Origin of the sequence: Rariglobus hedericola (genome assembly GCF_007559335.1) — a bacterium.
In the GTDB taxonomy this organism is placed as follows: Bacteria; Verrucomicrobiota; Verrucomicrobiia; order Opitutales; family Opitutaceae; genus Rariglobus; species Rariglobus hedericola.
The window spans coordinates 2,286,064-2,311,335 of the sequence record NZ_VMBG01000001.1 but is presented as its reverse complement, the minus strand read 5'-3'; the positions used below and the strand labels follow the sequence as shown (position 1 = coordinate 2,311,335).

At 61.8% G+C, this 25,272-nt stretch carries 15 protein-coding genes; 1 reads left to right on the top strand and 14 read right to left on the bottom strand.

From position 1 onward, the window contains the following. Nucleotides 1–48: 48 nt before the first annotated feature. From FPL22_RS09950 to FPL22_RS09915, 8 genes are all read right to left on the bottom strand, one after another. A complete protein-coding gene (locus FPL22_RS09950; protein ID WP_144230125.1) occupies nt 49–1,221 on the bottom strand; it encodes a GntR family transcriptional regulator in 1,173 nt (390 codons plus the stop codon). A gap of 118 nt (nt 1,222–1,339) precedes the next feature. Continuing rightward, the gene (locus tag FPL22_RS09945) at nt 1,340–2,101 is read right to left on the bottom strand and encodes a hypothetical protein (protein ID WP_144230124.1); all 762 of its coding nucleotides are present in this window, start codon (nt 2,099–2,101) and stop codon (nt 1,340–1,342) included. Next, complete coding sequence (locus tag FPL22_RS09940) at nt 2,098–5,715, bottom strand: hypothetical protein (protein ID WP_144230123.1); 3,618 nt, start codon at nt 5,713–5,715, stop codon at nt 2,098–2,100. The genes FPL22_RS09945 and FPL22_RS09940 overlap by 4 nt, the downstream gene beginning before the upstream one ends. Nucleotides 5,716–5,794: 79 nt before the next feature. Then, entirely contained in the window at nt 5,795–8,341 is a 2,547-nt protein-coding gene (locus FPL22_RS09935; protein WP_144230122.1) for a beta strand repeat-containing protein, read from the bottom strand. 493 nt (nt 8,342–8,834) lie between these two features. Further along, nucleotides 8,835–10,694 carry a heparinase II/III domain-containing protein gene (locus tag FPL22_RS09930; protein ID WP_144230121.1) on the bottom strand — a complete coding sequence of 620 codons (1,860 nt, stop codon included), beginning with the start codon at nt 10,692–10,694 and terminating at the stop codon, nt 8,835–8,837. Between the two features lie 16 nt (nt 10,695–10,710). After that, nucleotides 10,711–12,120, bottom strand: a complete 1,410-nt coding sequence (locus FPL22_RS09925; RefSeq protein WP_144230120.1) for a glycosyl hydrolase — start codon at nt 12,118–12,120, stop codon at nt 10,711–10,713. A gap of 47 nt (nt 12,121–12,167) precedes the next feature. Continuing rightward, nucleotides 12,168–12,950 carry a tyrosine-protein phosphatase gene (locus FPL22_RS09920; protein ID WP_144230119.1) on the bottom strand — a complete coding sequence of 261 codons (783 nt, stop codon included), beginning with the start codon at nt 12,948–12,950 and terminating at the stop codon, nt 12,168–12,170. 8 nt (nt 12,951–12,958) lie between these two features. Beyond that, nucleotides 12,959–13,804 carry a PEP-CTERM sorting domain-containing protein gene (locus FPL22_RS09915; RefSeq protein ID WP_238991371.1) on the bottom strand — a complete coding sequence of 282 codons (846 nt, stop codon included), beginning with the start codon at nt 13,802–13,804 and terminating at the stop codon, nt 12,959–12,961. A gap of 117 nt (nt 13,805–13,921) precedes the next feature. Between FPL22_RS09915 and FPL22_RS09910 the strand changes: the two genes are divergently transcribed. After that, entirely contained in the window at nt 13,922–14,818 is an 897-nt protein-coding gene (locus FPL22_RS09910) for a helix-turn-helix domain-containing protein (RefSeq protein WP_144230118.1), read from the top strand. Between the two features lie 57 nt (nt 14,819–14,875). On the opposite strand, the gene FPL22_RS09905 is transcribed toward FPL22_RS09910, so the two are convergent. The 6 genes from FPL22_RS09905 to FPL22_RS09880 all read right to left on the bottom strand — a co-directional run bounded on the left by FPL22_RS09905 (nt 14,876) and on the right by FPL22_RS09880 (nt 25,128). Further along, the gene (locus tag FPL22_RS09905) at nt 14,876–16,240 is read right to left on the bottom strand and encodes an alkaline phosphatase D family protein (RefSeq protein ID WP_144230117.1); all 1,365 of its coding nucleotides are present in this window, start codon (nt 16,238–16,240) and stop codon (nt 14,876–14,878) included. A gap of 63 nt (nt 16,241–16,303) precedes the next feature. Then, entirely contained in the window at nt 16,304–17,923 is a 1,620-nt protein-coding gene (locus FPL22_RS09900; protein ID WP_144230116.1) for a glycoside hydrolase family 5 protein, read from the bottom strand. 82 nt (nt 17,924–18,005) lie between these two features. Then, entirely contained in the window at nt 18,006–19,205 is a 1,200-nt protein-coding gene (locus FPL22_RS09895) for a hypothetical protein (protein WP_144230115.1), read from the bottom strand. Between the two features lie 5 nt (nt 19,206–19,210). Beyond that, nucleotides 19,211–20,845: a glycoside hydrolase family 5 protein gene (locus tag FPL22_RS09890; RefSeq protein WP_144230114.1), complete on the bottom strand. Its 1,635-nt coding sequence runs from the start codon at nt 20,843–20,845 to the stop codon at nt 19,211–19,213. A 19-nt stretch (nt 20,846–20,864) separates the two neighbouring features. Beyond that, entirely contained in the window at nt 20,865–22,355 is a 1,491-nt protein-coding gene (locus tag FPL22_RS09885) for a vWA domain-containing protein (protein WP_144230113.1), read from the bottom strand. A gap of 58 nt (nt 22,356–22,413) precedes the next feature. Next, nucleotides 22,414–25,128 carry an L-type lectin family protein gene (locus FPL22_RS09880; RefSeq protein WP_144230112.1) on the bottom strand — a complete coding sequence of 905 codons (2,715 nt, stop codon included), beginning with the start codon at nt 25,126–25,128 and terminating at the stop codon, nt 22,414–22,416. Between the last annotated feature and the right edge of the window lie 144 nt (nt 25,129–25,272).

The following is a 25,272-nucleotide window of genomic DNA, read 5'->3' as shown; positions in this document are numbered from 1 at the left end:
TTTCTGCCGGCCACCGGTATGGTGCCTGCGTGAGGCGGGGCTCGCCGGTTACGAAACGAGGGCGCCGGCATTACCTGTCGGAATGCCGTCTTCGGTGCAGCAGACGAGGCCGGGAAATTTGATGTCGGGATTGGCGGCCAGCAGGGCGCGTCCACGGCAGCTTTCCCGGATGATCAAGGGCATGTCTTCCATTTCGCCGAACCGGACGGGTTTGCCTCTGGCGAGGTTGAGCGCGTTGTCCACGAGTTGGTGCGCGATGTGGTCGAAGTTCTGCGCGATGGTGGTGAGCAGGGGATCACTCAACCGGCTGCTCTCGGTGTTGTTGAAGCCGATGATGCGGAAATCGTCGGGGGCGACAAGACCCTGACGATGCATGGCGGTCATGAACCGGAGTGCATAGTCGTCGTCATAGGCGAGGATCGAGAGGTTTCCGCGATGGGCGACCCATTGTTCGGCCAGACGGTTCATGGTGACGGAGCCCTCTTTCACCAGGCCGACGATATGCGGGATGTTATTGCTGGCGCAGTGCAGGCTGAAGGCGCCGAGACGTTGCTGGAGGAAGGTGTTTTCGGGCTCGTCGGGGCCGAGGAATGCGAGGGTATCCGTGTTGTCATAACGCAAGTAGGCACAGGCGCTTTGAAGCACGATACGGGAACGGCGGATGGATGAGTTGTTGTCATCGAAGCCGTAAAGAATCTGCGGGTGCGACACGGGCAGGGACGCGGATTTGGCGAGCTCCAGAACCTCGTAAGACCGGGAAGGCTCGAACCAAGGCAGCATGGTCGCGATGCACCCTTGTTTTTTAATGAACTCGGCCTGACGGAGGGCGGATGGGCCGTAGTCGTTAATCCAGCAGGAAGAGATTTCGATGTTCTGCTGAGAGGCCGCCCCGACCACGGCTTGCATGAGCCGGTGGGCGTAGGCGTCGCTGTTTTTGGGAATGAGCATGCCGAGCCGGACGGTTGCGGTGCTCTTGGCCGCGGTGGAGGTCTGGCCGGAGTTCTTGGCGCTGACGAAGGTGCCGCTGCCGACTTTGCGCCAGACGATACCATCTTCCACCAAGCGCATGACGCCGCGGCGGGCGGTCAGGAAATTAATGCCGAACTCGGCGGCGAGTTCGCGTTCAGACGGGAGCCGCGAGCCTTCCGGGAGAGATGCGACCAACTTTCGCATTTTTTCTTCAACGTTCTGATACTTGAGCTGGGGACGCGGCACAGTCACGGACTGTAGGTAAGCGTTTATTGTCGTCAATACAGCACTATAATTTAATTAAACAACTGTAGTTTAAGGTTATATGTTATAACTAAAGGATTAAGGGAGCTTGATTTTTGAGGATAGCCTAGGGTCCGCGCAGCGAGGTCAGTTTGGGCTCCTGCGGATTCACGTAATCGGTCGAGGTCCGGATGAGCATGCGGGGATCGGGTGTGCGGAGGACGGGGCCGTCCTGATCGAAACGAATGCGGGTGTGGAGGAGCGTGACGTTGCCCCGGTAGTTTTCACGCAGGGTCACCATGTCGCGAACGCCCGGGGTCCAGTCGTTCTCGGTGAGTTGCAGGGCGGCGAGGATGGAGACGCGGTGTTTGCGGTCGGGCTCGGCGGTCAGGGTCTTCCACTCCAGCGGACGCAGGCGCACGGATTCGGCGCCGATTTTCACGGCCGCTTCAAGTGGTGAAAAATTGAATACACGGACACGGCCGATCGCGAAGGCGGCCGGGTCATTGGACATGGCGATGACGCGGTAGTCGCGCGGCGTGAGTTGATCGGACTGGCGGATCAAGTAAGCTTGCGCGAGGCGGGAGCCCGGAGGAAGCGAGGCCTCGCCGACGATGGTGTAGACGGGGCCGTCGGGGCCGATGGTTTGCCGGTAGATCCGCAGCGGGGAATCGGCCCTGATAAAAATCGGCGCGCCGAAGGCGTAGGCGGGAGCGGTGATGGGCGCGTAATCGCGGCCGTTTTCGGTGATGAAGAGCCCCTCTTGATCGAGCTCCCAGCTCATGAAACGAATCTCGGTGCGCGCGGGGGCGTCGGCGGACCGGGCGAGCACGACTGAGGACAGAAGACAGAGGACGGAGAACAGAGCACGGAGGATGGAGGCGTTCATATTTCGTCGGCGGTGAGCCAGCGGAAGCCGGTCACGATAAATTTTCGGCCGAACTGGCGGTTGTTGGTTGTAAGGGCGGTGCCGGTCGCGATGGCGTCGTTTTCGGAGGGAACGATGTAGTCGGGCAGGCGTTGGACAATGGCTTCGCACCACGCGCGACCGGTCAGCTCATCGGTGACGGGATTACGGGTCTCGCCGTAGGTGCGGATGCGGAACGTGTCGCTGCGCGCGGTGAGCACCGGGGCGATGGCTTGAACGATGTCAGCCTGCGAAAGCCAGCCGGCGATGCCTTCCAGTGGATGCACGGGAAGGTGTGCGGGGTAGGGGTAGAGAGGCGCAGCGGTGGCCGTCGCGATGTTCGCGTCAATGTTGTCCCAGTTCTTGATTTGATTCGTGAGCGCGGAGTTGACGCCGGAGGCATCGATGGCGGCCTGAATGGGACCGGCGAGACCGTCGGGTGCATTGGCCGCGGTGTCGGCGACGAGCTTGCGGTTGATGAAATCTGCCAAGCTGACGGCGGGGCCGCGCTGTTTGATTTGCGCAACCAGCTGGATGGCGAGGGCATCGATCTGGGCCGTGGTGAGGTTGCGGAAACCACTCCAGGAGTTTGGAGAAATGCCGGTGCCTGCGTTGGCGGATCCACCGGATTGGCGGATGGAGCGAACGAAGGGCCCGGTGAGACTCGACTCGCCGTTAAAGTTCGTGCCGCCGAGGGAGCCGAGCACGGCGCGCCAGGCGGCGACGGAAGTGGAGTTGATGTTGAAGCCGCCCCGCTGGATCAAGTTGCGGGCGGGCAGCAGGGCGTCAGTGGAATTGAAAGTCGAGGCACTGCCGCGAAATGATTCCGGATTGTTGGCCGCGATGTCGGAGCGGAACGGCAGCAAGGAAGAGTTGGCGAGACGACGGGTATTCAGATCAACGGCGACCGATGAATCCTGCGGGTAGGTGGAGAAAAAGTAACCGTCGAAGAGCTCGCGATTCAGCAGGTAGCTTTGATCGTGAAACGGTTCGCGGGTGGCGTTGGCGGGCCACTGGGTGCGGACGAGGTCGCGGCGCACAAACGGGTTGGCGCGTGAATTTCCGATGGGGTTGGGGTTGCCGATGTGGCGGGCGCGCCAGCTCTCGTTGTTCGACGGGCGGGTGGTGGGGGTGGCCACAAGATCGGCGGCCGAGGGGAGGATCTGGCCGTCGTTGTAGCCGCCGGCGTTGAAGTGTTGTAGTTGTCCAAGTGATACAAGGCCGGGGGCGGGGCCGGCGGGCTCGCGAGGGAGATCGGCCATGGGCCAGCGCATCTGCGCCTGCGGGAGCGAGGGCGTGCTGTTGCCCATGCTGCCGACCTTGAGGAGGCCCTGCCACTCGACCTCGGCGGAGGTCGTGGGATCACTGGACCCGAAACGCATCCAGTGCTGGAAACGTTCCTTGTTCACGCTTTTGTTGAATACTTGGTTGAAGGTCAGCGGAGAGAAGATGGATTTGTCCTTATACCAGTTGGGTCGGCCGACCATCGGAGCGCGGATGTTTCCCAATGCGTAGTAAGGATAAATATCTATCTGATTGAGCTCGCCGGTGCGTTGGAAATGACCGGACTCGCCGAGCTTGAACATGAAGTAGCCACGCACTTCGGGGTCATCCTTGGGGTCGCCAGTGGAGTTGAAGAAACCGCCGTCGTAAACGGAGGCGCCGGAGCCGCGGGCAACGAAGTTGCTGAAGCGTTGATAAACCTGGTCCGTCGCAGTGGTGAGCGCCCAAGTGATGGTGCCATCGGTCGCGCCGGCGGCGTTGATCGTGCCGTTGGGACGCCAGGAGTTCTGCGTGCCGGTGTCGGAGAAGACGGCGTGCAGACCATAATTTTTGATGTCGTCGTCGGTCACCTCCGCCGCGGTGTCGAGGGAGATCATGGTCTCGGCGAACTCGTTATCGAACTGGTAGGTTTTCTGGGCCGCCCAGGTTTCATCGCCGGCTAGGGTGAACAAGCGGGCCTGGCCCGGCGCGATATCGGGGCAGTTGAGCTCGTAAACCTGGCCGTCGAAGAGCTCGCGCAGCGTTTTGCGCCAGATCGGGGTGCGGATCGTGCCGTCCACATTGCTGCCGAGGTAGACGCCGTAGCCGGCGCCGGTGGAGTCGAATATGGCGCGCACGCGGTATTTGCCGGCGGCAATCGTGACGTTGTAGGGATTGGCGAGAACGAAGACCGGGCTGAGGCGGAAGATGAACCGCTGCATCGTGGCGGTGGCGCCTTCGACGGTTTTGCCGCCGACGAAGCCGAGGCGTGCCTGGACGAGCACGGGATAGATGCCTTGCGTAGTTCCGGTCTGGATACGCGGCTGGATGCGCGGAAGTGCGGGGTTGGAAACGTCGATGTCGGCGCCGATGCGGGCAAAGCTGCGGAGTTGCTCCCAGGTGGGGCCTTGTTCGGCGATCAAGGCGGGGTCGAGGACGGCGGGAGTATCGGTGACGCTCGTGTCGAGGGCGCCAGAGAGCAGGGGATTGGGCGCGGTTTGGGAAATCGTGCGCTGCGGGTCGCGGATGACGCTCCGGTATTCCGAGAGGGAGTTGCGGGCGAATGCGTAGGTGAGATCGCGCTTGAGTCCGCCGTGCAGCTGGTCGGACAGAACCGTGAGGGAAACCGCGCTCAGATCATGAAATGCGGCCTGTCGCGCCTGGGTGGAAAGACCGGGGACAATGAGGCCGGCCTGGTTCTGATCCAGCACGTGGCGGAGGGAGGCGTTGTTGGCGGGATATTGCGCGTAGCCGTCGACCAGCTCCACGCCGAAGCGTTGCGGGCTCATCAATCGATAGAGGGAATTCGTGTCGGCGGTGACGCCGGCGGCGGCCATCGCGTCGGTCGGAGTTACGTTGGGATCGACGGTGTTAAGCCGGACTTTAACGCCTTCGTCGCCGACCCAGTAAGCATAACGGCCGATACGGATGTCGGCGCCGGAGGTGCCCGCGCCGGGGACGAGTGAGGGGGATACGCTGATGTTGACGAGCGGGGCGGCGACGTAACCGGTGGCGTTGGTGGTGCCGGCGGTGCCGTTGGCGGCGAGTAAAACAGCGTCGGTGCCATCAATGGTGATCGCAGTCGTGGCGGCGCTGCCGGCGATGACGCCGGTAACCGGCTTTGTCGGGGTGAAGGTTTGTGCGGCCGGTGGCGTGATGATCTGACCGAATGAGGTCTGCGTGCCGGAGACGGCGGTGGTCGCGTTAAACGCGGTGGTGTGATTGCCGCTGACGAGCCATTGGAGCAGGGCGGGCGTGCTCTTGGTCGAGCCTTGAGGGTTGGAGGCGTTGCCCCAGACACCGGTCCATTGGCGGGTGCCGTCGAGGGCGGTGCCGATGTCGGCGCGGGCTGTCGCACGTTGATCGGGGCCGGCGTATTTCTGGAGTTCGCCCAGAGCGATATTGAGGGCAAGGATCGCGTTTTGCCGGGCTTGCGCGATCGTCTGGCTGTTGCTGGCGACCTGGGTTTCGACGCGGGTGAGGGCGGCGAGGGAGACGAGCAGAAGAACCAAAAAGGCGAGGAGCGTGACCGTGATGAGCAACGCGAAGCCGCGTCGTTGATCAAAAGACGGACGACGGAGGGCTGACGGCGAAGGGCGTGGGCGCGGGCTCATGACTCGGGGAGGATGTTGCGCGAACGGGGTGGCGGAAACGGAAACCGGCGGGGCGGATGCCCTCCGCCGGTTCAGCGAATCAAGCCTGACGGGACGAGCGGTTTCCGCGACGGACGCCGGCGAACACGAGCAGGCTCATGCCGGCGAAGAACGCATAGGTGGACGGTTCGGGAATCGCGGAGGCGGTGAGGAAGCCGTTGCCATCGATCATGGCGGCGAAACCGTTGATCGTGATTTGGGCGAGTTGGCCGGAGGTCAGTGCGGTGTTGCTGGAGCCGAACTGGATGGTGTCGCCGGCATTCACGTTGACGAAACTCAGGCTCACCGAGCTGCTCCAGGAGACGGCGTTACTGGCGGCGAAGAGGAGGGCGACATCGCCCGTGCCGAGATCGATGGTCGAGTTGGCGGTGAGGGCGACGGTGCCGAGTGATTGGCTGAAGCCGCCGGCGTTGAGGGTGCCTCCGCCCAGCGAGATCGGGCTCGACGTGGAAAGCGCATTGGCAACCCCGAGGAGGAGCACGCCTTGGTTCACATTGGTCGCGCCAGTGTAGGTGTTGACGGCGGTGAGCGCGAGCGTGCCGAGACCGGTCTTGGTGAGGCCGCCGGTGGTGGATGCGTTGTTGGTCAGGAGCGCTGTGACGGTGAGGTCGGTCGCTGCTGCGCCATCGCCGATGGTGAAGGTGCGGATACCGTCGAGTGCGACTGCGCCTTTGAACGCATGGCCGCTGGCCGTCGAGATGACCGCGGTATTGGTATTGGTGGTGTTGCCCACGAAGGTGAGATTGCCCTTGAGCACCATCTTGCTGCCGTTGATAGCGGTATCGCCGCCCGCCAGGATGACCGGCGTGTAGGCGGTGAAGGCCGTGTTGGTAATCGCCAGATTGTTAAGGGTGAGGCTGTTGTTTTTTCCGATGAAGCCGGTGTTGATGATGCCGCCGTTCAGGCTGAGATTGTTGATGGTTTCGCTATAGGAACCGCCGAAGTTGGAGTATTGCAGCGTATAAGTGCCGGAGTTGATGGTGACGTTGGCGGTGTCCGCGATCTGCTCGTTCTTCAAGTTTTGCACGCTGCCGCCGTTGATGACCAAATCGCCGGTGATGGCGGTGGTGCCGTCGGATCCTTTGCTCAGGACGAGCGTGCCGGCGTTGACGGTGGTGGTGCCGGTGTAGCTGTTGGCCGCAGTGCCGCCGAGGAACACGACGCCTGGGCCTGATTTGGTGAGGCCGGTCGCGTTGGTGATTTCGCTGTTGATCGCGAGAGGGGCGCGATTGTTGGAGTCGCCGGTGGTGGAGACGATGAGGATGGCTTCCTTGCCGTTGAAGTTAAGCGTGGGAACAGCGAGGGTGATGGCATCCGTGGCGGCTGCAGTGGTGACGCCTTGGTAGGCGTAGATCACGCCGCTATCGATTTTGAGCACCGACCCCGCGTCGCCTGAAAGCGTGACACCCGAGTTGGTGCCGGCGCCAGTGATGGAAAAGGAGAGGGAGTTGATCGTGCTGAGTGCGGAGGTGAGATTCTGGCTGATGGGCGAACCCGAAGTCGCGACGTAGCGGACGTTATCCAGCTGGGTCTGACCGTTGATGATCGCGCCGGTGTATTCAGAGCCACCAAGCAGACGGACGCCGTTGGCTGCGTCGTAAGTGACGAGGCCGCCCGTGGCAAATCCACTGCCTGCCGACGAAGTGTCACCATAGGCACCGGCGATGATTCCGATCGTTGTGCCGGAAGAGCCTGAGCCCGTAAGCAACCCGACGGTGGAATTAAAAACGATGTTGCTGGTGGCGGCGGTGGCCGACGCGACAGAGGCGGTTCCGAGGCCGGTGCCACGGAAGAGAACAGTGCTGCCTGCGCCGCGCACAAAGCTGCCGGCGACGAGCTGGGTGTTTTTGGTCGCGGTGAGCGTCACCGTGGAAGCACCGGAGCCGGTGGTCAGGGCGTTCGTGATGGTGTCGACGGAATTGGAAGTGCCGTTGCCGGAGATCGACAGCGTGCTGCGGTTGAGCGTGACGCTCTTGGCGCGGGTCGTGCCGGTGCCGGAGCTGCTGTCGAAGTTCAGGGATGAGCCCTCTGAGACCGAGATATCGGACGTGGCTGCGTTGCCGGTGAGTTTCAGCTGACCACCACCGGTTACGGCGATATTGCCGTGCGAGGCCGTGTTGATGAGGCCGAGTGTTTTTCCGCTGTTAATGACGAAATTACGGGTGCCGCCTCCCAGGTCTACCGTAAGGGCGCGATTCGCAGTGGTGGTTCCCAGGTTGATCTGCTGGCCCGAGGCATTGTTGACCGTGATGTCCCCTCCGAGGATGACGGTCTGGTTGGCGGCGCTTCCACGCAGAATAAGCGTGTTGTTGCCCGCGTAGGAAAAATTCAAGCCGTTCGACAACGTGGTATCCGCAGCAAAGGTCACCACTTGGTTTCCGGTGAGGGTGAGGGATGAGTCCCAGATGCCGTTGATCGTGCCGCCGACCCAGTTGGCGGGGGTGTTGTAATCAAGGGGACCGGCGCCGGTCTGGTTAAAGCCGGTGGTCTGGGCTGAGATTGGCTGGAGGGCCAAGGCCGGCAGAACGAGCGCGCCTAAGCGGCAAAATTTGGAGAGCGAGTGAAACTTGCGAGCGTGGAGGGGCATGGGAGGGCGGGATTTTCGCAGTCGGAAGCCGCGATGGGTTTAAGGGGTAAAAGGGGCTCAGGGCGGGGAGGCTGGTTGTAGTCATAGAATTGATTCAGGTGATTTGTAAAGCACTATATCAAGTGATGTGTTTTTGTGGGTGCGCCGGTAATTTAACTGTTTTTTGCGGGATTAATATTTCTTAAAATGCTTATAATTAATAAATAATAATAATTTATTTTAGGGGCGAATGCATGAGTGGTAGCTCGCCTGAGATTACGGATGAGGAGTTTGGTGGCGTATTTATTACAGCACTGGATTGGGTTATTCGTATCATCTGTCTTCAATCGTGCTCACGCTGTTTGTGCAGGCGCAGGGCAAGGTGCGGATGACCCTGATCGGGCTCTATGGGCGCGTGGATCCGGCGTGGGACCCGGACCGGTCGGGCGGTCGCGGGCACGGCGTCCGAAGGGCGATGGCCCTTAGGGGTTATAGCATGATCGGACCGGCTGAATCAGCGCAGGCTGACTTCATACGCAATGACTCCCGAGCGGGAGGGTGCGTTGGGCGCAAAACGGATACGGCTGACTTTCTCGTCGGTGCCGTGGTGTCCGCGATAATCGCAGGTTTCCACGGCGGTCAGCGTGCTGCCGGTGGCGGGGGTGATGCGGAGCACGGCCTTCGGGGTGGTGATCAACGCATCGGCGCCGTCGCGGGTGACGGCGGGCGGGCAGATGAGGAGTGATTCGATCACGCCGGGGGCGGCGAGCTCGTAGGTATCAGAAATCGTGATACGGCCGGCGGATTTTTGAAAAACCCAAGAGCGGATCAGGCTCACGCAACGCGCTTCGGGCGGGTAGCATTTGGTGAGGTCCACGGAGAACTCGACGCGATCACCGCCGATTTCGGTTTTGAGAATGGTGGCGGCGAAGGCGGCGCCTTCGGGTTGTTCGCAGCCATTTACGAAGGGGACGGAGTGACCGAGTGAGCGGGCGGCGAGGAAGTCGTAGCGTTTGTCGCTGAAGAAGGCGCGGACGTATTCGGGGGCGCCGATCTCGATGATCGCGGGCGCGCCGTCGACGTTGAGGAGAAAACTGCCGCAGTCGTTGTGGTTGTGGTGCTCGGCGTTGTGGCCGCCCTTGGCGGCAAACTCCCAGAGGTGGCCGCCGGCGTCGGTGCCGCGCGTGACGATGGCGCCGTAGTCGTCAAAGAAGACGTCGGGGTGCACGGGTTCGCGGGCGGTGGCGAGCACGTCGGTCGAGGCGACGCGGAGCGCGAGGCGCGAGAGGTAGAAGAAGTCGGTGCGAAGAATATCCAAATCGAGACCGGTGTCGGCTTGGTGGCGGTAGATCGCGGTGCCTTGCGCCGTGAGGGTGGTGTCGGCGAGGCGCTGGCCGAGGTAAGTGAGGAGTGAAGAGCTCAGGCGGCCGGTGCGGCCGCCATCGGAGAAGTTAACAAAATGGCCTTCGGCGAGCGTCACTTGCGGGGCGAAGCGGGCGATGGCGGCGACTTTTTCATCGCCTTCGAAGAGGGAGAGTTGTCCGCGTGTGCGGTGTTCGAGCTGGGCGTTGAGTTCGGCGAACCAGCCAAAGCCGTAGGACCAGTAACCGGGTCCCTCGGAGGTCGAGCCATCGGCGCCGTAGCCAGTGAGAAACGCGGGCAGGCGGGTGGCGGCGACTGACAGCATGCGGGCGACGAGCGCGTGGTCTTCCTCAACCGCGAGGGCGGCACCGAGAACACCCTGGTGGCAGACGGCGTTCCAGTTGTTGGTGATGGTGAGCCAGTGAAACGTGGTGCGCGGGTTGACGTAGTTTTCGAAGATCTGGACGTGCAGGCGGGTCTTGATGCGCTGCGTGAGATCGGCGGGGATCACTGCGGCGAAGACCACGAGGAGATCGGCAAAGTTGTTGGCCGTTTCCGCGGCGAAGAGGTCGATCATCCACGGATTTTTCCCGGTGGGTTCGTTCCAGACGTGGGCGGGAAGAGTCCACGATTCCTCGTCCATGATCTCGCCGAGTTTTTTAATAAACGAAGGGAGCAGGCGGGTGCGGGTGGCGTCGTCGCCAAGCAACACAGCCATGGCAGCGCGGCCGAGACGGCGGCGGCGTTCGAAGTAGGGGCGCTCGAAGGGGAGACGGTCGCCGGTCTTGGCGAAGTCGGCGTAAAGTTCGTCGGTGAGGATCGGGAGCGGTTCGGAGGCCTCGGCGTCGGCGCGGGCGATCAGCGGCAGGAGCCACGCGGTGATGGCGGGATTATCACGGACGGCGCTCCAGACGGGATCGCCCAGCAGGGGAAGCGAAGGGCGGCCGGCGGTGGCGGCGAGGATCGCGGCGATTTCGTTTTCGGGGAGCGGGGCGGTGAGCAGATTGCGCATGGGGAAGCGCGAAACGTTAGCGACTGTGCGGTGCGGGGGAAGCCGATTGGAGGCCCTTCAGTAGAATCGCGCGAGGTGTTCGGAAAATTGTATAAACAAAGTCCGCCGGATTGAGCTCGGGGCGGCTAATGAGGTCATCCCAGGTGAGAAACCAGAGCCAGGGGGCGTCGGCGGTGAGGTCGGGGATGGAACCGCATTCGCCGAGTGCGATGGGTTTTCGGCCGCCGTGCAGTTCGCGGAGCCGGTCAAAAACAGTGAAAAAATCGCCGCGGGTTCCGGGACTGAAGTAAAGATCCGTCGCGAGGATATCGACGTAGTTATCACCCGGATACCAGTCCAGCGAGCGATCGTCGTCGGTGGAGGTCCAGACCCAGAGCAAATTGTCGAGGTGGTGGATGCGGGTAAACCGGTCGAACATCAACCGGTAGAGTTGCCTGGTCGCATCGGGGCCGCGGGCGCCCCACCAGAACCAGCCGCCCTCGGCTTCGTGGAGCGGACGCCACAGCACGGGGATACGGGCATCGCGAAGGGGTTTTAGTTTTTCGGCGAGGTGATCGAGATCGCGGATGATCGCGGCGTATTCGGGAGAGGATTCGTCGGCGATGCGGGAGACGTCGAAAGGGGTTTTGCTGGTGGAGAAGCTGTCCCAGATGAGCGGTCCGGCGTGAAGCGGCGCGAGCCAGTGCCAGGATAAGCTGACGATGCCGTGACGGTTGAGCGCCCAGTCGCGGGCGGCCTCAATGGCTCCGTCGCCGCCGGGCTGATTCCAGGAAGGTGAATAGTAAATCAGATCGAGGCCGAGAATCGCCGGAGTGGCTCCGCCCGTGTTGCGAGTGATGTAATCGAGGCGCGAAGGGACTGTCGGGTTGGATTCGTGCTGGCCGGTGAACGTGCGTTGCCCGAATTCACGCGTGAGCGTGGTAAAAAGAGCGCGGGACTCGTGCGAGGCGTTGGGGTTTACCGGGGTGGTGCGGAGATGAAATTCGCGAGGTGGCGAGGTGCGCTTGATCCGGATCGAGGCGATGTCGGCGTAGCCCCAATCGGTGCCGATGCGCACGGTGTTGGTGCCGGCGCGGAGACGGATGCGCCCGAAGGATCTGGTTTCGAAGCCGGTGGTTTTCGGGAAAAGCCGGCTGCCCTGCATGGAGCCGTTTATGGTGACGGGAATGCGTTTTTCGGCGTCGGCTGAGTAGACGAGGTCGAGGCGATAAAATCCATCGCGCGGCGCGGGAACTGAAAAAACGATCGCATCGCCGGGTTGCGTGAAGCCGGTGGCTCGATCCCGGTCGGTCGTTGCATCGGGAGGGACGATCTGGACGCTACCCAAGACAGTCGCTGCGCGTGCGGGATACTCGGACGTGTGGGCGCACCCCGATAAAAAGAGCGCGGCGACCGCAAAGAGAAAGGAGGGCAGGTGACAGAGCACGACGACTGGAGAGCGTGCCGATGCCCGCCTCCAATGAAAACCTTCAACTACAGGCTCGTCGCCTTGGATTCAGGAGACAGTTTTCCGGCGATGGAGCGCAGGTGGTTTTCGTGCCAGGAAAATGACTGTCCGGGCTTCAGGAAACTATTCCAGACGTGGCCGTTCTGGCGCATCTCGGCGATCGCCTGGTCCGTGCTCCAGTGTTGGTATTTGATTCGTAGATACGCGGCGACCAGGCCGGTGCGGTCTTTGCCGGACTTGCAATGGAAGGCCACGCCACCGGTCTCGGAGCGTTTAACGATGTCGTTGCCGATGGTCTCGACGAGGGTGAACACCTTGTCGTCGGGCATATACTGAAGGGAGAGCGCATCCTTGCCGCGGTTGGCCATGGAGTAGGCGACGTAGGTAATGCCGACCTCCTTGGCGGCGGCCTTTTCGAGCATGACGGCGGTGTATTCCGGGTTTTGCAGGGCGGGCGTCGGGGGTTCCTGACGTTGGAGTGAGACGACAGTGCGGATGCCCAAATCATAGAGATGCTGCATCTGCGCCTTGGCCTGCTGCCGGTCTGCGTCGGTGGGTTCGGCGCCTTTCAACCGGGTGGCGATACCGTCCACAGGATTGGCGCAGCGGACGATGTTGGTGCGATTCGCGATTTCGCCTAGCGAGTGGTAGTTGGGAATGAGGCGATCCTCGGAAACCGATTTGGCCGGAGCCTTTGAAGGAGGCGCTACGGCGGGAGTGGGCGTGTCAGCGGCGAAAACGGAGAGAGGGAAAATCAAAGAACCCACTACACTCGATGAAAGAAAACGGAAACAGGGGTAGGTTTTCATAGCTGGGATCACGGGGTGCGGGAAACGCGAAGTCGGCGGCCAATGCAGAGAGCCAGCACGCCGATGCCTGTGAAGGAAGCGTAGGTGGACGGCTCGGGAATTGCCGAGACGATCTGCACGGAGTTGAGGAAGCCGCGTGGTTCCGCGCCGGCGGTGCCGTAGCTGGCAAGGTTAAGCACTTCGCCGGAGGAGATCGACACGCTGAAGTGGACGTAATTGGCGTCTTCGGTCCAGCTGCCGGTGGCAACCGACGAGCTGCTATAAGTAAGGGATTTGGTGGTGTAGGTGCTGAAGTTGAAATTTCCCGTGGCTGCCGATGTGCCGACGTAGAGATTCTGCGTCTGGTTTCCGCCCAAACTGGTGTTACGAGCGGTTATGTAGATATCGTAGGTGCCGGCGGCCAGACCACTGAGTTGAAAGCCCACGGCGCGTGTGCCACCGGTGCCGTCGCTGGTGAAAATACCGTCTTTGCCAACCGAGGTGTCGGCGTAAACGCCCGTGTTGGTGAATCCGCCTAATGCAGAGTTTCCGCTGGGGGTGCTGGCCAAGTTGAGCGTGGTGCTGAGGTTGGTGGTGGTGGCGCCGATGTTCAGCGCGATTCCGGTGGCGGCCGTGTTGTCAGACCGGACCAAGTTTCCCGAGGCGATGTCCGCCGTCTGGATCTGGTTCCAGGCTGTATCGGTGAACGATCCGTTGACTGTGTGGTAGGGGCTGTTGATGCGCGAATCTGCAGGGCCGGCATCGTCGATGACCGGAGTGAGACCGAAATCCAGCATCAGCGTGACTGCTTGCACGGGGCCGACTAGGGCGAGGACGGAAATAGTAAGCCCAGGGAGGGAGATGCGCTTCATCATATGCGGAAGGGGACGGATTAGGGGTGATTGAACTATCCCCAACGTGATGGCCGTCCGCTTGGATCCCAAATTTTATGAATTGAGAAACTGCGACAAAAACTATATATTTTAAACATTATGGATGATCCGGCAGTCACTCAGAACGCGCGTCTTCCCATGCGGGAGTGGGCTTATCTGCACAGTGAGTTGGAATGGATTTATGATCACGAGGTGCCGGCCGTGTATCGCGATCGCAAGGTGAACAAGGAGAAAGGCGGCTACTGGGCGTGGTATGTGCGCCAAGGCAAGGCGTCGGTGCGCACGGCTTCGGGTAAACGCTATGAGGCGGGGCCGGGGATGTGGCTGCTGGTGCCGACGGAGCAGATGACGCAGCGGTTTTCGGAGGACGCGCGAATTCTGTCGCTGCACTTTTTGTGTCAGTGGCCGTCGGGTGAAAACATCCTGTCGGGCAATGGCGGCCTGGTGTTCGCCGGCGGCGAGCATCCGTTGCTGGAGCGCAAGGCGGCGCAGCTGGAGCGCATGGTCAGAAAGAGTATCCCGGAAGCGGATACGCGGTATTACAGCTGTTTTTCAGACTATGAGCAGTTCCTATCGTTTCATGTGCTGTTCCAGCAGTGGCTGCTGTTGTGGTTTAACATTCAAAAACAAAGCGGTGCGGATCTCTCGCGGCTTTTGACGAGCGACGACCGGGTGTTGAGCGCGATGCGGTGCCTCAACATGGCGCCATTGCGAGAAGGCTTGCCGCACGAGGCGCTGCGCAAGGAAAGCGGACTGGGTGAGGCGCAGCTCAACCGGATGTTTATGGCGGAATACGGAATGACATTGCGCAAGTGCTGGGAGCAGCGACGGCTGAAGGCCGCGAAGAGCCATCTCGAAACCAGCCTGATGCCGGTGAAGGAGGTGGCTTACACGCTGGGGTTTCGCTCCGACTCACACTTCATGATGTGGTTCAAGCAGCACACGGCTCAGCGCCCGAAGGAATACCGGCGGATACACCGGACGCTCGATGCCTGAAACGAACCCAGTGACAAGTGACCGCACGCGTTGGCGGCGACGCGGCGGGTTCTCCGCTTAACGCACCGTAAATTCGAATTGGATCGGGCCCTTGGCGTCGCGTTCGGATTGCAGGACTTTGTCGCCGATGCCATCGGAGCCATCGCGTCCGCTCCAAGTAACGCGGATTTGTTTTCCGTCATCCTGGACATCGACCATGCCGAAATAATTGAGCATCTGGCCGGGGGCGGTTTCGAAGCGGGCGCCGTGACTGTAGGGCCCGGCTTTGTAACTGCCACGGTTGGCGATGGGGCCGGCTTGGAAGACGCGGACGGGAGCGCCGCCGTCGGTGGCGAAGTCGCTGTGCGAGCCATCGTCTATGGCGGTCATGTGGGCGTCGCCGGAGAGAATGGCCACGCGACCGGCAAGACCGTTGGCCTTGATGAAATCGGCGATTTCGGCGCGGTGCGCGGAGTAGCCCTGCCAGCGATCAACAGGCAGCTCGGTGCCATTCCAAGGAATGGAGCTCATCCAGAAAATCAGCGGACAGCCGGCGTCGCGAGCGGCGAGTAACTGGGCGCGCAACCACGCGTCCTGCGCGGCGTTCATCATGCGGCGTCCGTCGGGATCACGCTGGCTGCGCAGATCGGAGATGATGAAATAAACGCGTCCGATCATGAACGCCTGATCCACCGGATCGGAAGGTCCGCCGACGAGCGGGTGGTGCGGGACGAGTTCACGGTAGTTGCGGAGGGAGGCTTCGCTGCTCGGGCTGTTTCGATTGCTGTCGTTGGGGCCGAAGTCGTGGTCGTCCCATTGATAAAAAAGCGGCGTGGTCGCGAGCAAGGTGCGCAGGCGGGGTGAGGAAAGGTGAAAATCATAGGCGTCGCGGAAAGCTTCCACGCGATTCTCGGTGATATCGTAATAGTGAAAATCACCGGTATGCAGAAAGAAGCGCGCGCCTTGGTGGGCGGCGGCGTCGAAGACGGGGGAGTTGGCTCCTTTGGCGCAAGACGCGACCGCGAAACGGAAACTGGCGGGAGTGCCGGGTTTGGGAAAGGTGCGGAACGAACGGGGTTCGTCGTCCACCGCAGTGCCGTCGTCGGCGACGAAACGATAGCGGTATTCGGTGTCGGGTTTCAGACCGGCGAGGATAAACCGGTGGAGCGCACCGGACTTCATGGGCGCGGTGAGGGCTGAAGAGAAAACGGTATCCGAATCCATGATACTAACGTAAACGGGGGCGGCGGATTCGATGCGGGCGGTGATCACGGCGACCGACTCGGTGACGCCGCCGGTCCAGGCCCAGCCGACGGACGCGGCTTGCGCGCAGGCTCCAATGACCAGCGAAAAGATGGCTGCGAAGAAGCTCCGGCGATGATTTGCGGGAAATCGGAGAGATCCGAGTGGACGAAGAATCGGGGCGGTTGCAGCGCGGTTCATTATGAGAAGAAGACAGAGGACGGAATACAGAGGACAGAGAACAGACGGAAGGATGGGCGTGGATTAGCGGAGTTTTTTTAACTCGAATTGTTTTCCGGCGAGGGCGTCTTTTACGAATTGGCCCCAGTAGGGGGTGGGTTCGTAAGTTTCGAGGGAGAGCAAGATGCGCGGGCTGGCCTTGTGGTGAAAGGACCAGCCGGTCCAGTGGAATTTATATTTCTGGATCAGGCCGAGCATGTCGGGCGACCACGTGTAGGGATCCTCATGCTGGTCGGGGCGGAGGAAGGCCATGGGTTTTTCCTCGCCGCCCAGTTCACCGATGAAGAGCGGGTATTTATCGGCGAGGGCGAGAAACTTGCCCTGCCAGGCGCTCTTCCACGGATAGACGTGCGTCGAATAAACGATACCGCGTCCGCCGCGATCATCGAGGGCGTGGCCGTTGAGGATGCCGGAGAGGTCGTAGCCCCAGTCGAGTCCGCCGACGATGACGATGTTCTGTGCACCGGTTTCACGGATGGTGTCGAGCAGGCGTTGCATGCCGACGGATTGGAAGCCGCGGAGCTTTTCACCGTTTTCAGCGACGATGGTCGCGTTGCTTTTCTCGTCGGTGACAAAGCCGCCCTTTTTCCAGACATCCCAAGAGAGGTCGTGCGGCTCGTTGAAAAGCTCAAAGAGGACGGCGGGGTGGTTTTTGAAACGGGTGGCGGCGTCTTTCCAGAAGGCAACGTGGGCTTCCTCGGGCGCGCGGAAGCGGTGGAGATCGAGAACGAGGTAAGCGCCGTGAGTGGCGCAGAGATTGGCGACGTCTTCGATCAACTGGCGGTAGCCGGCACCGCCGTCTTTTTGGTAAGGGCCTTTGCCTGTCCAGAAATTGTCGCGGACGGGCAGGCGGATGCAGTTGGCCTTCCATTCGGTGAGGGCGATCTCGGTGGATTTGAGGATATTTTCGCCGTTGGAAACCCATTCGAGACTGGGGATGGCAAGGCCTTGGAGCCAGACGGTGGTGCCGGTGTCGGTTTGTATCTGATTCCCGACTACACGGAGGGCTGGCGGCATCTTATCGGCGGGCGGGGCGGGGATGGTGGGTTTAACGGCGGCGGCGCGGCGGGCGGTGTCGGCGGCGCGTTCGGCGATATGCGCTTCGCGGCGGGCGATGATGGGCGCGGGGTCGGCGGGAGTGAGCGTGAGGTCATCGAGATCGAAGGTGCCGGCCTTGACGTTGAAAAGGGCGGGCATGATTTCGAGGCGGACGGCGCCGGCGGGAACGGTGAATTCGAGGGTTTTCTCGATCCACCCTTTGGAGGTTTTTTTGAAGTAGGGCGGCGACGGGCTGGCGAGGCGTTTGCCACCGGCGTCTTTAAAATCGAGGATGATGCGGCCGTCGTGCCACTGTTCTTTTCCGTGGACGATGTTGTCGTAGCGGGCGCGGAAACTGAAGACGAACGCCTGATGTGAGGAGTCGATCGGAAAGGAGCGATAGACGGAGAGCAGACGGCTGGGTTCGGAGAATTCGAGGCGGAGGAAGTGGTTGCCGGAGTCTTCGGACTGGATGCTGGCGCCTTCGTTGAGCGGCCAGCCCTCGGAGCCGGATTCGAAGTCACCGTTGGTGAGGACGGATGCGGCGGGCTCGGCGTGGAGAAGGAATGGGCAGAGCAGGAAGAGGAACGGGAGAAGGCGTTTCATGGGGAGCGGACAGAGTCGGATTTTTTTCACAGAGCCGAGCCGGAGTTCGGAGGGGAGGGCACAGAGTTCGGAGGCGGAGGGATTATTTTTGGAGGGACGTGGCGAGATCTTTGAGTTCGGGCGGGTGGTCGTCGAAGAGGTCGGGGGCGAAGGCCCAGAACAGCGTGTTTATCTTTAATTCTTGGATACGACGGGCGGAGAGGGCCAGGGCGGGCAGGCCGCCTCCGCCGGTGTTTTCGGCGGATACGTTGAGGGCGGGCGAGTGCAGGCGGGCGAGGTGGGCGAGGAATTTGGGCGGGCTCCAGCGGACGGGGTCAGGCGAAGTGTCGTCGCTCCATGCGGGGTTGGAATCGAGCCAGGTGCAGTGGACCCAAACCTGCGGATCACGGACTCCGGCGATGAAGCGGGCGAAGTCGAAGCCGCGTTGGATTTCGCCGTTTTTCTCGGGTGAGGTCGTGCCGCCGAGATCGCCGATGATGGCGGCTTCGAGTTGGCCGGGACGGATGCCCCAAGAAGGATACATCATGTGGAGCGGACCGGAGTAGAGCTGGCGGACGGTGGTGATTTGCCAGTCGTGGTAGTTTTGCAGGCTGGCGAGATACCAGTCGAGGAAGCGGCGGGCGGAAGTGTGGTCAGGCGAGGTTTTGCCCGGTTTCCAGTTGGGGACGGGGCAGGCAGTCATGCCGGCGGGGAGGCCGGGCTTGGTGCCTTGGGCGATGGGATCGAAGGCCCAGTAGCAGTTGTTTTTTTTGGCGAAGGTGGCGTCGGGGTAGTTGAGTTCTCCATACCAGCCGCCTCCGAGACGGACGGCTGCCCAGTCGGTGCCGAGCTCGCGAAAGAGGGCGGCGAGGTGGGCGGCGTAGCGGGTGCGGACGGCGGCGTTGAAGACGGTGTTGGCGATGTTTTTTCCGGATGCGTGATCGATGTAGAGATCGCCGTATTGGTTTTGGTAGCGGGCGTCGGGTAGCTGGCGCAGCCACTCGGGCGGATATTGGATGCCGGGGTCGAGGACGACGTGCAGGCCGGCGTGGCGGTAGGCGGCTAGGTCGGAGTGGAGTTGGCGGATGTAGGCCGGGTTGGTGGTGCCTGTGGAGGGTTCGAAGTTTTCCCAAGAGATGGAGAGGACGACGAGCGAGACTCCGGCGTCGGCGAGCGGTTGGGCGTAGGAGGGCTTGGGTTGCAGGACGCCGATGCGGACGGACTCGGGCGCGGCGGGGAGAGCGGGGAGGAGTAAGCCTAGAGCGATGCTGGAGAGAGCGAGCAACTGTGAGAGGCGGATCATGGAGTTCAGCGCATGCGCTTCATCTCGAATTGTTTTCCGGCGAGGGCGTCTTTGACGAAGACGCCGAAGAAGGGGTTCGGTGTGTATTTCCAGTCGGAGATCATCACTGGGGTGGTTTTGGGGTGAAGCGACCAAGCGGTCCAGTTGAGGCGGTGTTTTTGGACGAAGCCGAGCATGTCGGGGACCCAAGTATTAGGGGCCTCCTGTTGGTCGGCGGGGATAAATGTCATCTTGTTCACGTCGGCGCCGAACTCGCCGACGAAGATGGGATATTTTTCGGCGGCGGCGAGGACGCGACGGGCCCAGCCGGTGTGCCAGTTGTATTGATGCCAGGAATACATGATGCCGTGGCCGGTTTTGTCTTCGAGCGCGTAGCCTTCGGTGATACCGGAGAGGTCACCTGACCAGTCGATGCCACCGGCGATGACGATATTCTTGGCGCCAGTGGACCGGACGGCGTCGACAAGGGCCTGCATACCGACGGATTCGAAACCCTGGTTGGATTTTTTCTCGGCGTCGGAGAGGAAGGCCGATTCGTCGGGCTTCTTCGGGGCATCGACCCAGCCGCCGTCACGCCAGGTTTTCCAAGAGATGTCGTGGGGTTCGTTGAAGAGGTCGAAGAGGACGGCGGGGTGGTTTTTGTAGTGGGTGGCGGCGTCCTGCCAGAACGTGACATGTTCGGGTTTGGGGGCGCGGTAGCGATAGAGCTCGAGGACGAGGTAGGCGCCGCGGTTGGCGGCGAGCATGATGCACTGATCGATGTGATCGCGGTAGGCTTTGCCGCCGTCGGATTGGTAGCCGCTGCGGCCGAACCACAACTCATCGTTTACGGGGAGGCGGACGCAGTTGGCTTTCCAATCGTCGATGGCGACGAGGGTGGATTTGATCGCGTGAGTATCACGGGGGTAGGACTCGAAGCCGGGGGCGTTGACCCCTTGGAGCAGGACGACTTTGCCCGAGGCATCGACGAGACGGTTGCCTTGCACGCGGAGTTCGGCGGGCCACTTGGCTTGGACGGGCGACTCGGGCTGGACGTAGAGGAAGGCGGCTTCCTCGGCGCGGAGTTTGGCGGCGGCTTCGAGTTCTTCGGTGCCGGTGGCGGTGAGGATCAAGTCGTCGATGTCGAGGGTGCCGTGCGCGGCCTCGAAGAGGGCCGGCATGAGTTTGAGGAGCGTCGCACCCTGTGGGACGAGGAAAGAGGTTTTCTTTTCGATCCAGCCGACGGTGTTTTCGTTGGCGTAAACGGGATCAGGCTGAGTGGCGGTTTTTTTGCCGGAGGCGTCGACCAGTTCGAAGATGATGCGGGCGTCGTTCCAAGGGAGCTTGCCGGTTTTCAAGTCGGTGATGCGCCAGCGCCAGGTGAGTTGAAGGGCGCGGGTGCCCGCTGGAATAGCGATGGTGCGATGAAGCATGACCATCGTGGCGGGCACGGTGGCTTGCATGCGGATGAAGTGGTTGCCGTCCGCTTCGATTTCAAGGGTGCTGGTTTTGGATGAACGGTCCCAATTTTCGGGCCAGCCGTCGGCGTTGGTGTCGGTCTCAAAACCGGAGTTCGAGATCAAGGAGCCGGCGGCTTGCGCGCACGCAGGCAGCGGTGTCGCGAGAAGAACGAGTGCAAGAAGCGGAAGGAAGCGACGCATGCGGGACGAGACTCAACGATCACGGCTTTTCGGCCGCGAGCTCTTCGAGACGTTTAGTGGTCAGCAGGCTGAATTTACCACCGTTTTTGGACGTGAGCGAGGAGAGGTCTTTTTCGGCCGCGTCCGTTTTTTCGTTCGCTCCGGTGAAGAGGAAAATATTCAGCGAGGCGCGTTCGCGCAGCAGCCCGTATTGAAGGCGCGAGACCTGATTGATGACCTGGGTGAACTCGGCGCCGATCTGGATTTCCTTGGAGGTGACAGGGCTGTCATCGCCGTCATCCTTGCCGCCGTCCAAGCGCGTCCAAATGGGATTGCCGGCTTTGTCGGTCCAGCCGGTGGTATCAAGCTTCAGGGTGAAGCCGGCTTTTTTCACGGCGGCCTGGAAATCGGCCGCGAGCACACGGCGGATGTCACCGATGACGAAGGGATCTTTTTTTTGCTGAAGGAGCTTGGCGTTGATAGCGGCGAAATCCGTGCGGAGTTTGGCCATGGCTTTGCCGCGGGCGGCGGAGATGGCGGCGAGATCCAGGCCCTGGCGCTTGAGGTCCGCCAAGTGGGCCTCGTGCTCCTTTTGTTTTTTCAGGATGTCCGCGGCGCTGAGCACGGCATCTTTGCGACCGGGCCAGGAAGAGCCGGTGATCAAGAAGACGGTTTCAGGCTGTTGCTCGAGGGCGGCGTTGAGGGCGTTCACCCATTGCGAAGGATGGTAGTCCGGGTCGAGCTTGAGGCGTTCGGGCGGTTCGTATTTCCAGCGAGGAGAACTCGCGGGGATGGCGCGGGTGCCGAGGGTCTGGAGCGTGGCGTTGATGGGTTTGATCCACTCGAAGAAGGTGGTCTTGTTCGCAACGGTGGCGGGCTGGAGTTCGCTGGCGAAGAGGCGGATGTTTTTGTCGTCGAAGAACACGACGTTGAACTGGGCGGACGGCGGCAGGGTGCTGATGAGACGCGAGATCTCGGTGCGCAAAATCTCGAAGGCGCGGAAGCCGCCTTTGCGGATATCCATGAGGCCGGCACTGATATCGACGACGAAGACGACCTTGCTGGCGCGCTGGTTGGTGACGCCGAGGAAACTCATGCTCATGAAGCCGCGACCGAGTCCGGAGCCGCTGCCGACGCCGGTGTTGTAACCCGTGCCGGTGCCCATGGCGCCCATGCCGGAACCGAAGCCCATGCCGCTGAGCGCGCTGGCGCCAACCGAAGGAAGATCGGGCATGGCGGGCATTTGCAGCGCGTTGTCAGCCGTTGAAAAAATGCGCGAGGCCGACACCGGGGAAGAACTCGCGGAACCGCCGCCCTTGCGGGCCACTTGGAGACGATGCTCGACCTGTTTTTGCGCGATGGACGGCTCGGACGCGGCGGCCGCCTCCATGACTTTCTTTTTGCCGATGATCTGTTCGCTGACGACGAAGTAGCCGGCGATGGCAATGAGCACGACATGCACCAGCACGGTGACGAGCAAGGGAACGCTCGCGGTGATGCGGCGGTAGGGATTGGGACGGGCGTGACTCATTAAATTTAAAAGCCGGGACGGACGAGCCGCCCCGGCTTTGGTGGAGGATGCGGATGGGTTAGTTAAGCAGCGCGCTCTTGATGCTGATGACACGGAGACGGCCGGTGAGATTGGCCGTCGTGGAACTGACGTTGGTAATCACGACCGGAGTGTTGGCATCGACCTCGATGCCCGAGAGCACGACGTTGCGAATGGCGCCGCCGGACGGGATGGAAATCACGCTTTGTTGGGCAACACCGTTGCGGGTCCACTGGATGTTCACCTGTTCGTCGCCGTTGCATTCGTGCCAGTTGATTTCCTGAAGTGCGAAGGCATGGGTGGCCTGAAGCGTGAAGCATTCGCCGCGGTCAAAGCGGCCGAGGCCCGTGTTGCCGACGCCGAAACCGGTGCCCTCTATGCCGAAGAACGAGGCGGCTGCCCCCGTGAAAACAGGCGCGGTGGGAACGGTGACGTTCACGCCGGTCTTGGGGGCGCTGAAGGCGATCGTCACGGGGATGCCATCGGGGGAGAACGCTCCGGAGAACGCGGTGGTGCCGCTGACGGCGCTCCACGGGGCGGCCGTCCAGGTCTGGAGCATGAACGGCGTGCCGGGCGTGGCCACCGTGGAGGCGGTGGTGATGCGCAGACTCTCAATATAGGTTGTCTGCGTGTAGTTGCTGGTGGCGCCGGTGAAGCCGAAGACGGTGCCGGCGGGAAGCGATGCGGGGTTGCCGACGCGGTTGGTCACATCGGCCCACAACGCGCCGGTGTCGTTCGTTCCTTGATAAACGCGGGCGCGCACCGTGCCCTCAGCGCCCTCGTAGTCGATTACTGCATACATATCCAAACCGGAGTAGGCGGCGATCGGCTGCGTGGCCCAGCCCTCGACGAGGTCATCGGCGACACCGGCAACGACGCCGATCTGGTCGGGGTTGTTGTCGACCTTCACGCCCCAGAGACGGTTGGCCTGGCCTTGATAACCGAGGGCCTGGCCGGCGTTGCCGACCGCACCAGGACTGGCGGAGTAAGCGCCGAAGACAAAGCCCTCGGCATTCGGATGCATGACCTTGAAACCGAAGCGGGCCTGCGCGCGATTGACGGCGGCGGGGAGAGGCTGGCCGTTGAGGATGACGGCGGCTTGGGAGTAGGCGGGGGTGGTGCTGGTGAGTTGCAGGCGGCTTGAGGCGATGACCGGCGTGAAGCCGACCGAGTAGATCTGGAGACCGGCGGGAGCGGTATCAAAACCGGTGTCGAGATGAACAGCGGAAGGAGCGGCCGGAGTTACGGGCGGAACAGGCGCATCGGTGCGCGGGAAACGAAACACGCTGGCCGTCATCGGCGCGAAGGTGTGCGAGAACGAAGTGCCGTAGGCCGTGGACACGCCGGTGTCGGGTGTGGCGGAGGCGCTCAAGGTGTAGAGCGTCGGCGCGGTGACGGGAGGCGCGTTGGTGACGCTGACGGACGTCGTGTAGGAGTTGGTGTTGTGACGATTGAGGACCTGCACATAGAGGAAGGAATCGTCTTTGGAGGCGGTTACGACGAGGTGGGTGTCGCTGCTGGTGCGGGCGAGAATCTGATCACCGGTGAGCGCGCCGTGGACGTAAGTGGCCCAGTAGGGGTAGCTGCGGGACTTGTCGGGTTTGTAGTAGGCGAGCTGGTCGTTGTAGGTGTCGAACTTGAAGCCCGTGGTGAGACGGCTGCGCGGGTTATACAACGAGTAGTGATCCGAGAGGAGAAACCAAAGGCCCTGCGTGATGGTGTGGCGGTAGTTGGGGCCGCCGGGGTTTTGGAACAGGTTCATCTCGGTCACGCCGGTGCCGACGGTGAGCGGGACGCCCTTGGCGGCCATGGTGGCGAGCAGTTTGCCTTCGCCGCGACTGCCGGACTGGGCGCTGTTGAAATGTGCGGTTTCAAACGAGGCGTTGAGCAACGCGTAGGCGGTGTCGGTCGTGGATTCCCAGCTGTAAATGTTGGCGTAGGTATGGCGGGTCACGATGTCCACCTGGCTGGCGCATGCGGTGAGGAAGTCGTTCATGATGGTGTCGCGATAGCCGCCGAAGCCGTAGTCCCAGCTGACTACGGGACCGCAAAGCGTGACGTTGGCGCGCAGGCCGAGCGTGGTGAGCTGGTTGTGGATCGCCTGGAAGTCCTCGATGTATTCGGCGGTGTCCTGAACGCGGTAGTTGACGTTTTCGAGATCCGGTTCGTTGCCGACCTCCCAGACCTGCTGGGTGAGGTTGAACGGCGGGGATTTGTATCGATTTACCAGATACGCCATGTTGGTGGCGATGCGGGTGGCGGTGGTGGCGGTGCTGCCGGCGGGGTAGGGCGAGCCCGTGAGGTCCATGTAGGCGGCGTGGACGATGGCGTCGCGACTGTCGCTGTAGGTGCGGCCGATGTTGTTGATCGCCTGGATGAAGAGCGGAGTGCCGCCGGCGTTGATCACCTGGGCCACGCGGTTGTCGAGATCGGCGAGGGTGATGGAGTTCGCCGGGTTGGAGGTATCCTCGGGATAGGCGGTGATGCGCACCATGCCCATGCGCGCGGTCATGACATCGGCGCGATAGGCGGGTGAGAGGCTCTGCCAGAACTTGGCGCCTTTGGTGGTGCCGGTGTTGGAACCCATCAGGCCGGCGGGAACGTCACGGATGACGGAGGATGCGTCGACCGTCACCGTGGCAGTCTGCGCGGTGAGCGAAGCGGTGAGGGCGGCGGAGGACAGGGCAAACACGCTGACAAACGAACGGAGGAGAGTCCGTCGTGCGGTGGTATGGGGAGGTTTTGGGTTATTCATTTTTCCAGGGGGAAAGCGGTAGCTGTCCGCTCCTGTTGGGGAGGCGGCGGGGAAAGGGGGGTGGGTCAGGCTCTTGCTAAGGGGTATTCGTGTAGGTCAGCCTGAAGTGGCCTGGATTGGGGTTTCCGAACTCGAAGAGTTCTT

What these genes read in the sequence shown, in the direction of transcription:
- FPL22_RS09945 (WP_144230124.1), bottom strand. Translation starts at nt 2,101, where the DNA reads ATGAACGCCTCCATCCTCCGTGCTCTGTTCTCCGTCCTCTGTCTTCTG.
- FPL22_RS09940 (WP_144230123.1), bottom strand. Translation starts at nt 5,715, where the DNA reads ATGAGCCCGCGCCCACGCCCTTCGCCGTCAGCCCTCCGTCGTCCGTCT.
- FPL22_RS09935 (WP_144230122.1), bottom strand. Translation starts at nt 8,341, where the DNA reads ATGCCCCTCCACGCTCGCAAGTTTCACTCGCTCTCCAAATTTTGCCGC.
- FPL22_RS09930 (WP_144230121.1), bottom strand. Translation starts at nt 10,694, where the DNA reads ATGCGCAATCTGCTCACCGCCCCGCTCCCCGAAAACGAAATCGCCGCG.
- FPL22_RS09920 (WP_144230119.1), bottom strand. Translation starts at nt 12,950, where the DNA reads ATGAAAACCTACCCCTGTTTCCGTTTTCTTTCATCGAGTGTAGTGGGT.
- FPL22_RS09915 (WP_238991371.1), bottom strand. Translation starts at nt 13,804, where the DNA reads ATGATGAAGCGCATCTCCCTCCCTGGGCTTACTATTTCCGTCCTCGCC.
- FPL22_RS09910 (WP_144230118.1), top strand. Translation starts at nt 13,922, where the DNA reads ATGGATGATCCGGCAGTCACTCAGAACGCGCGTCTTCCCATGCGGGAG.
- FPL22_RS09905 (WP_144230117.1), bottom strand. Translation starts at nt 16,240, where the DNA reads ATGAACCGCGCTGCAACCGCCCCGATTCTTCGTCCACTCGGATCTCTC.
- FPL22_RS09900 (WP_144230116.1), bottom strand. Translation starts at nt 17,923, where the DNA reads ATGAAACGCCTTCTCCCGTTCCTCTTCCTGCTCTGCCCATTCCTTCTC.
- FPL22_RS09895 (WP_144230115.1), bottom strand. Translation starts at nt 19,205, where the DNA reads ATGATCCGCCTCTCACAGTTGCTCGCTCTCTCCAGCATCGCTCTAGGC.
- FPL22_RS09890 (WP_144230114.1), bottom strand. Translation starts at nt 20,845, where the DNA reads ATGCGTCGCTTCCTTCCGCTTCTTGCACTCGTTCTTCTCGCGACACCG.
- FPL22_RS09885 (WP_144230113.1), bottom strand. Translation starts at nt 22,355, where the DNA reads ATGAGTCACGCCCGTCCCAATCCCTACCGCCGCATCACCGCGAGCGTT.
- FPL22_RS09880 (WP_144230112.1), bottom strand. Translation starts at nt 25,128, where the DNA reads ATGAATAACCCAAAACCTCCCCATACCACCGCACGACGGACTCTCCTC.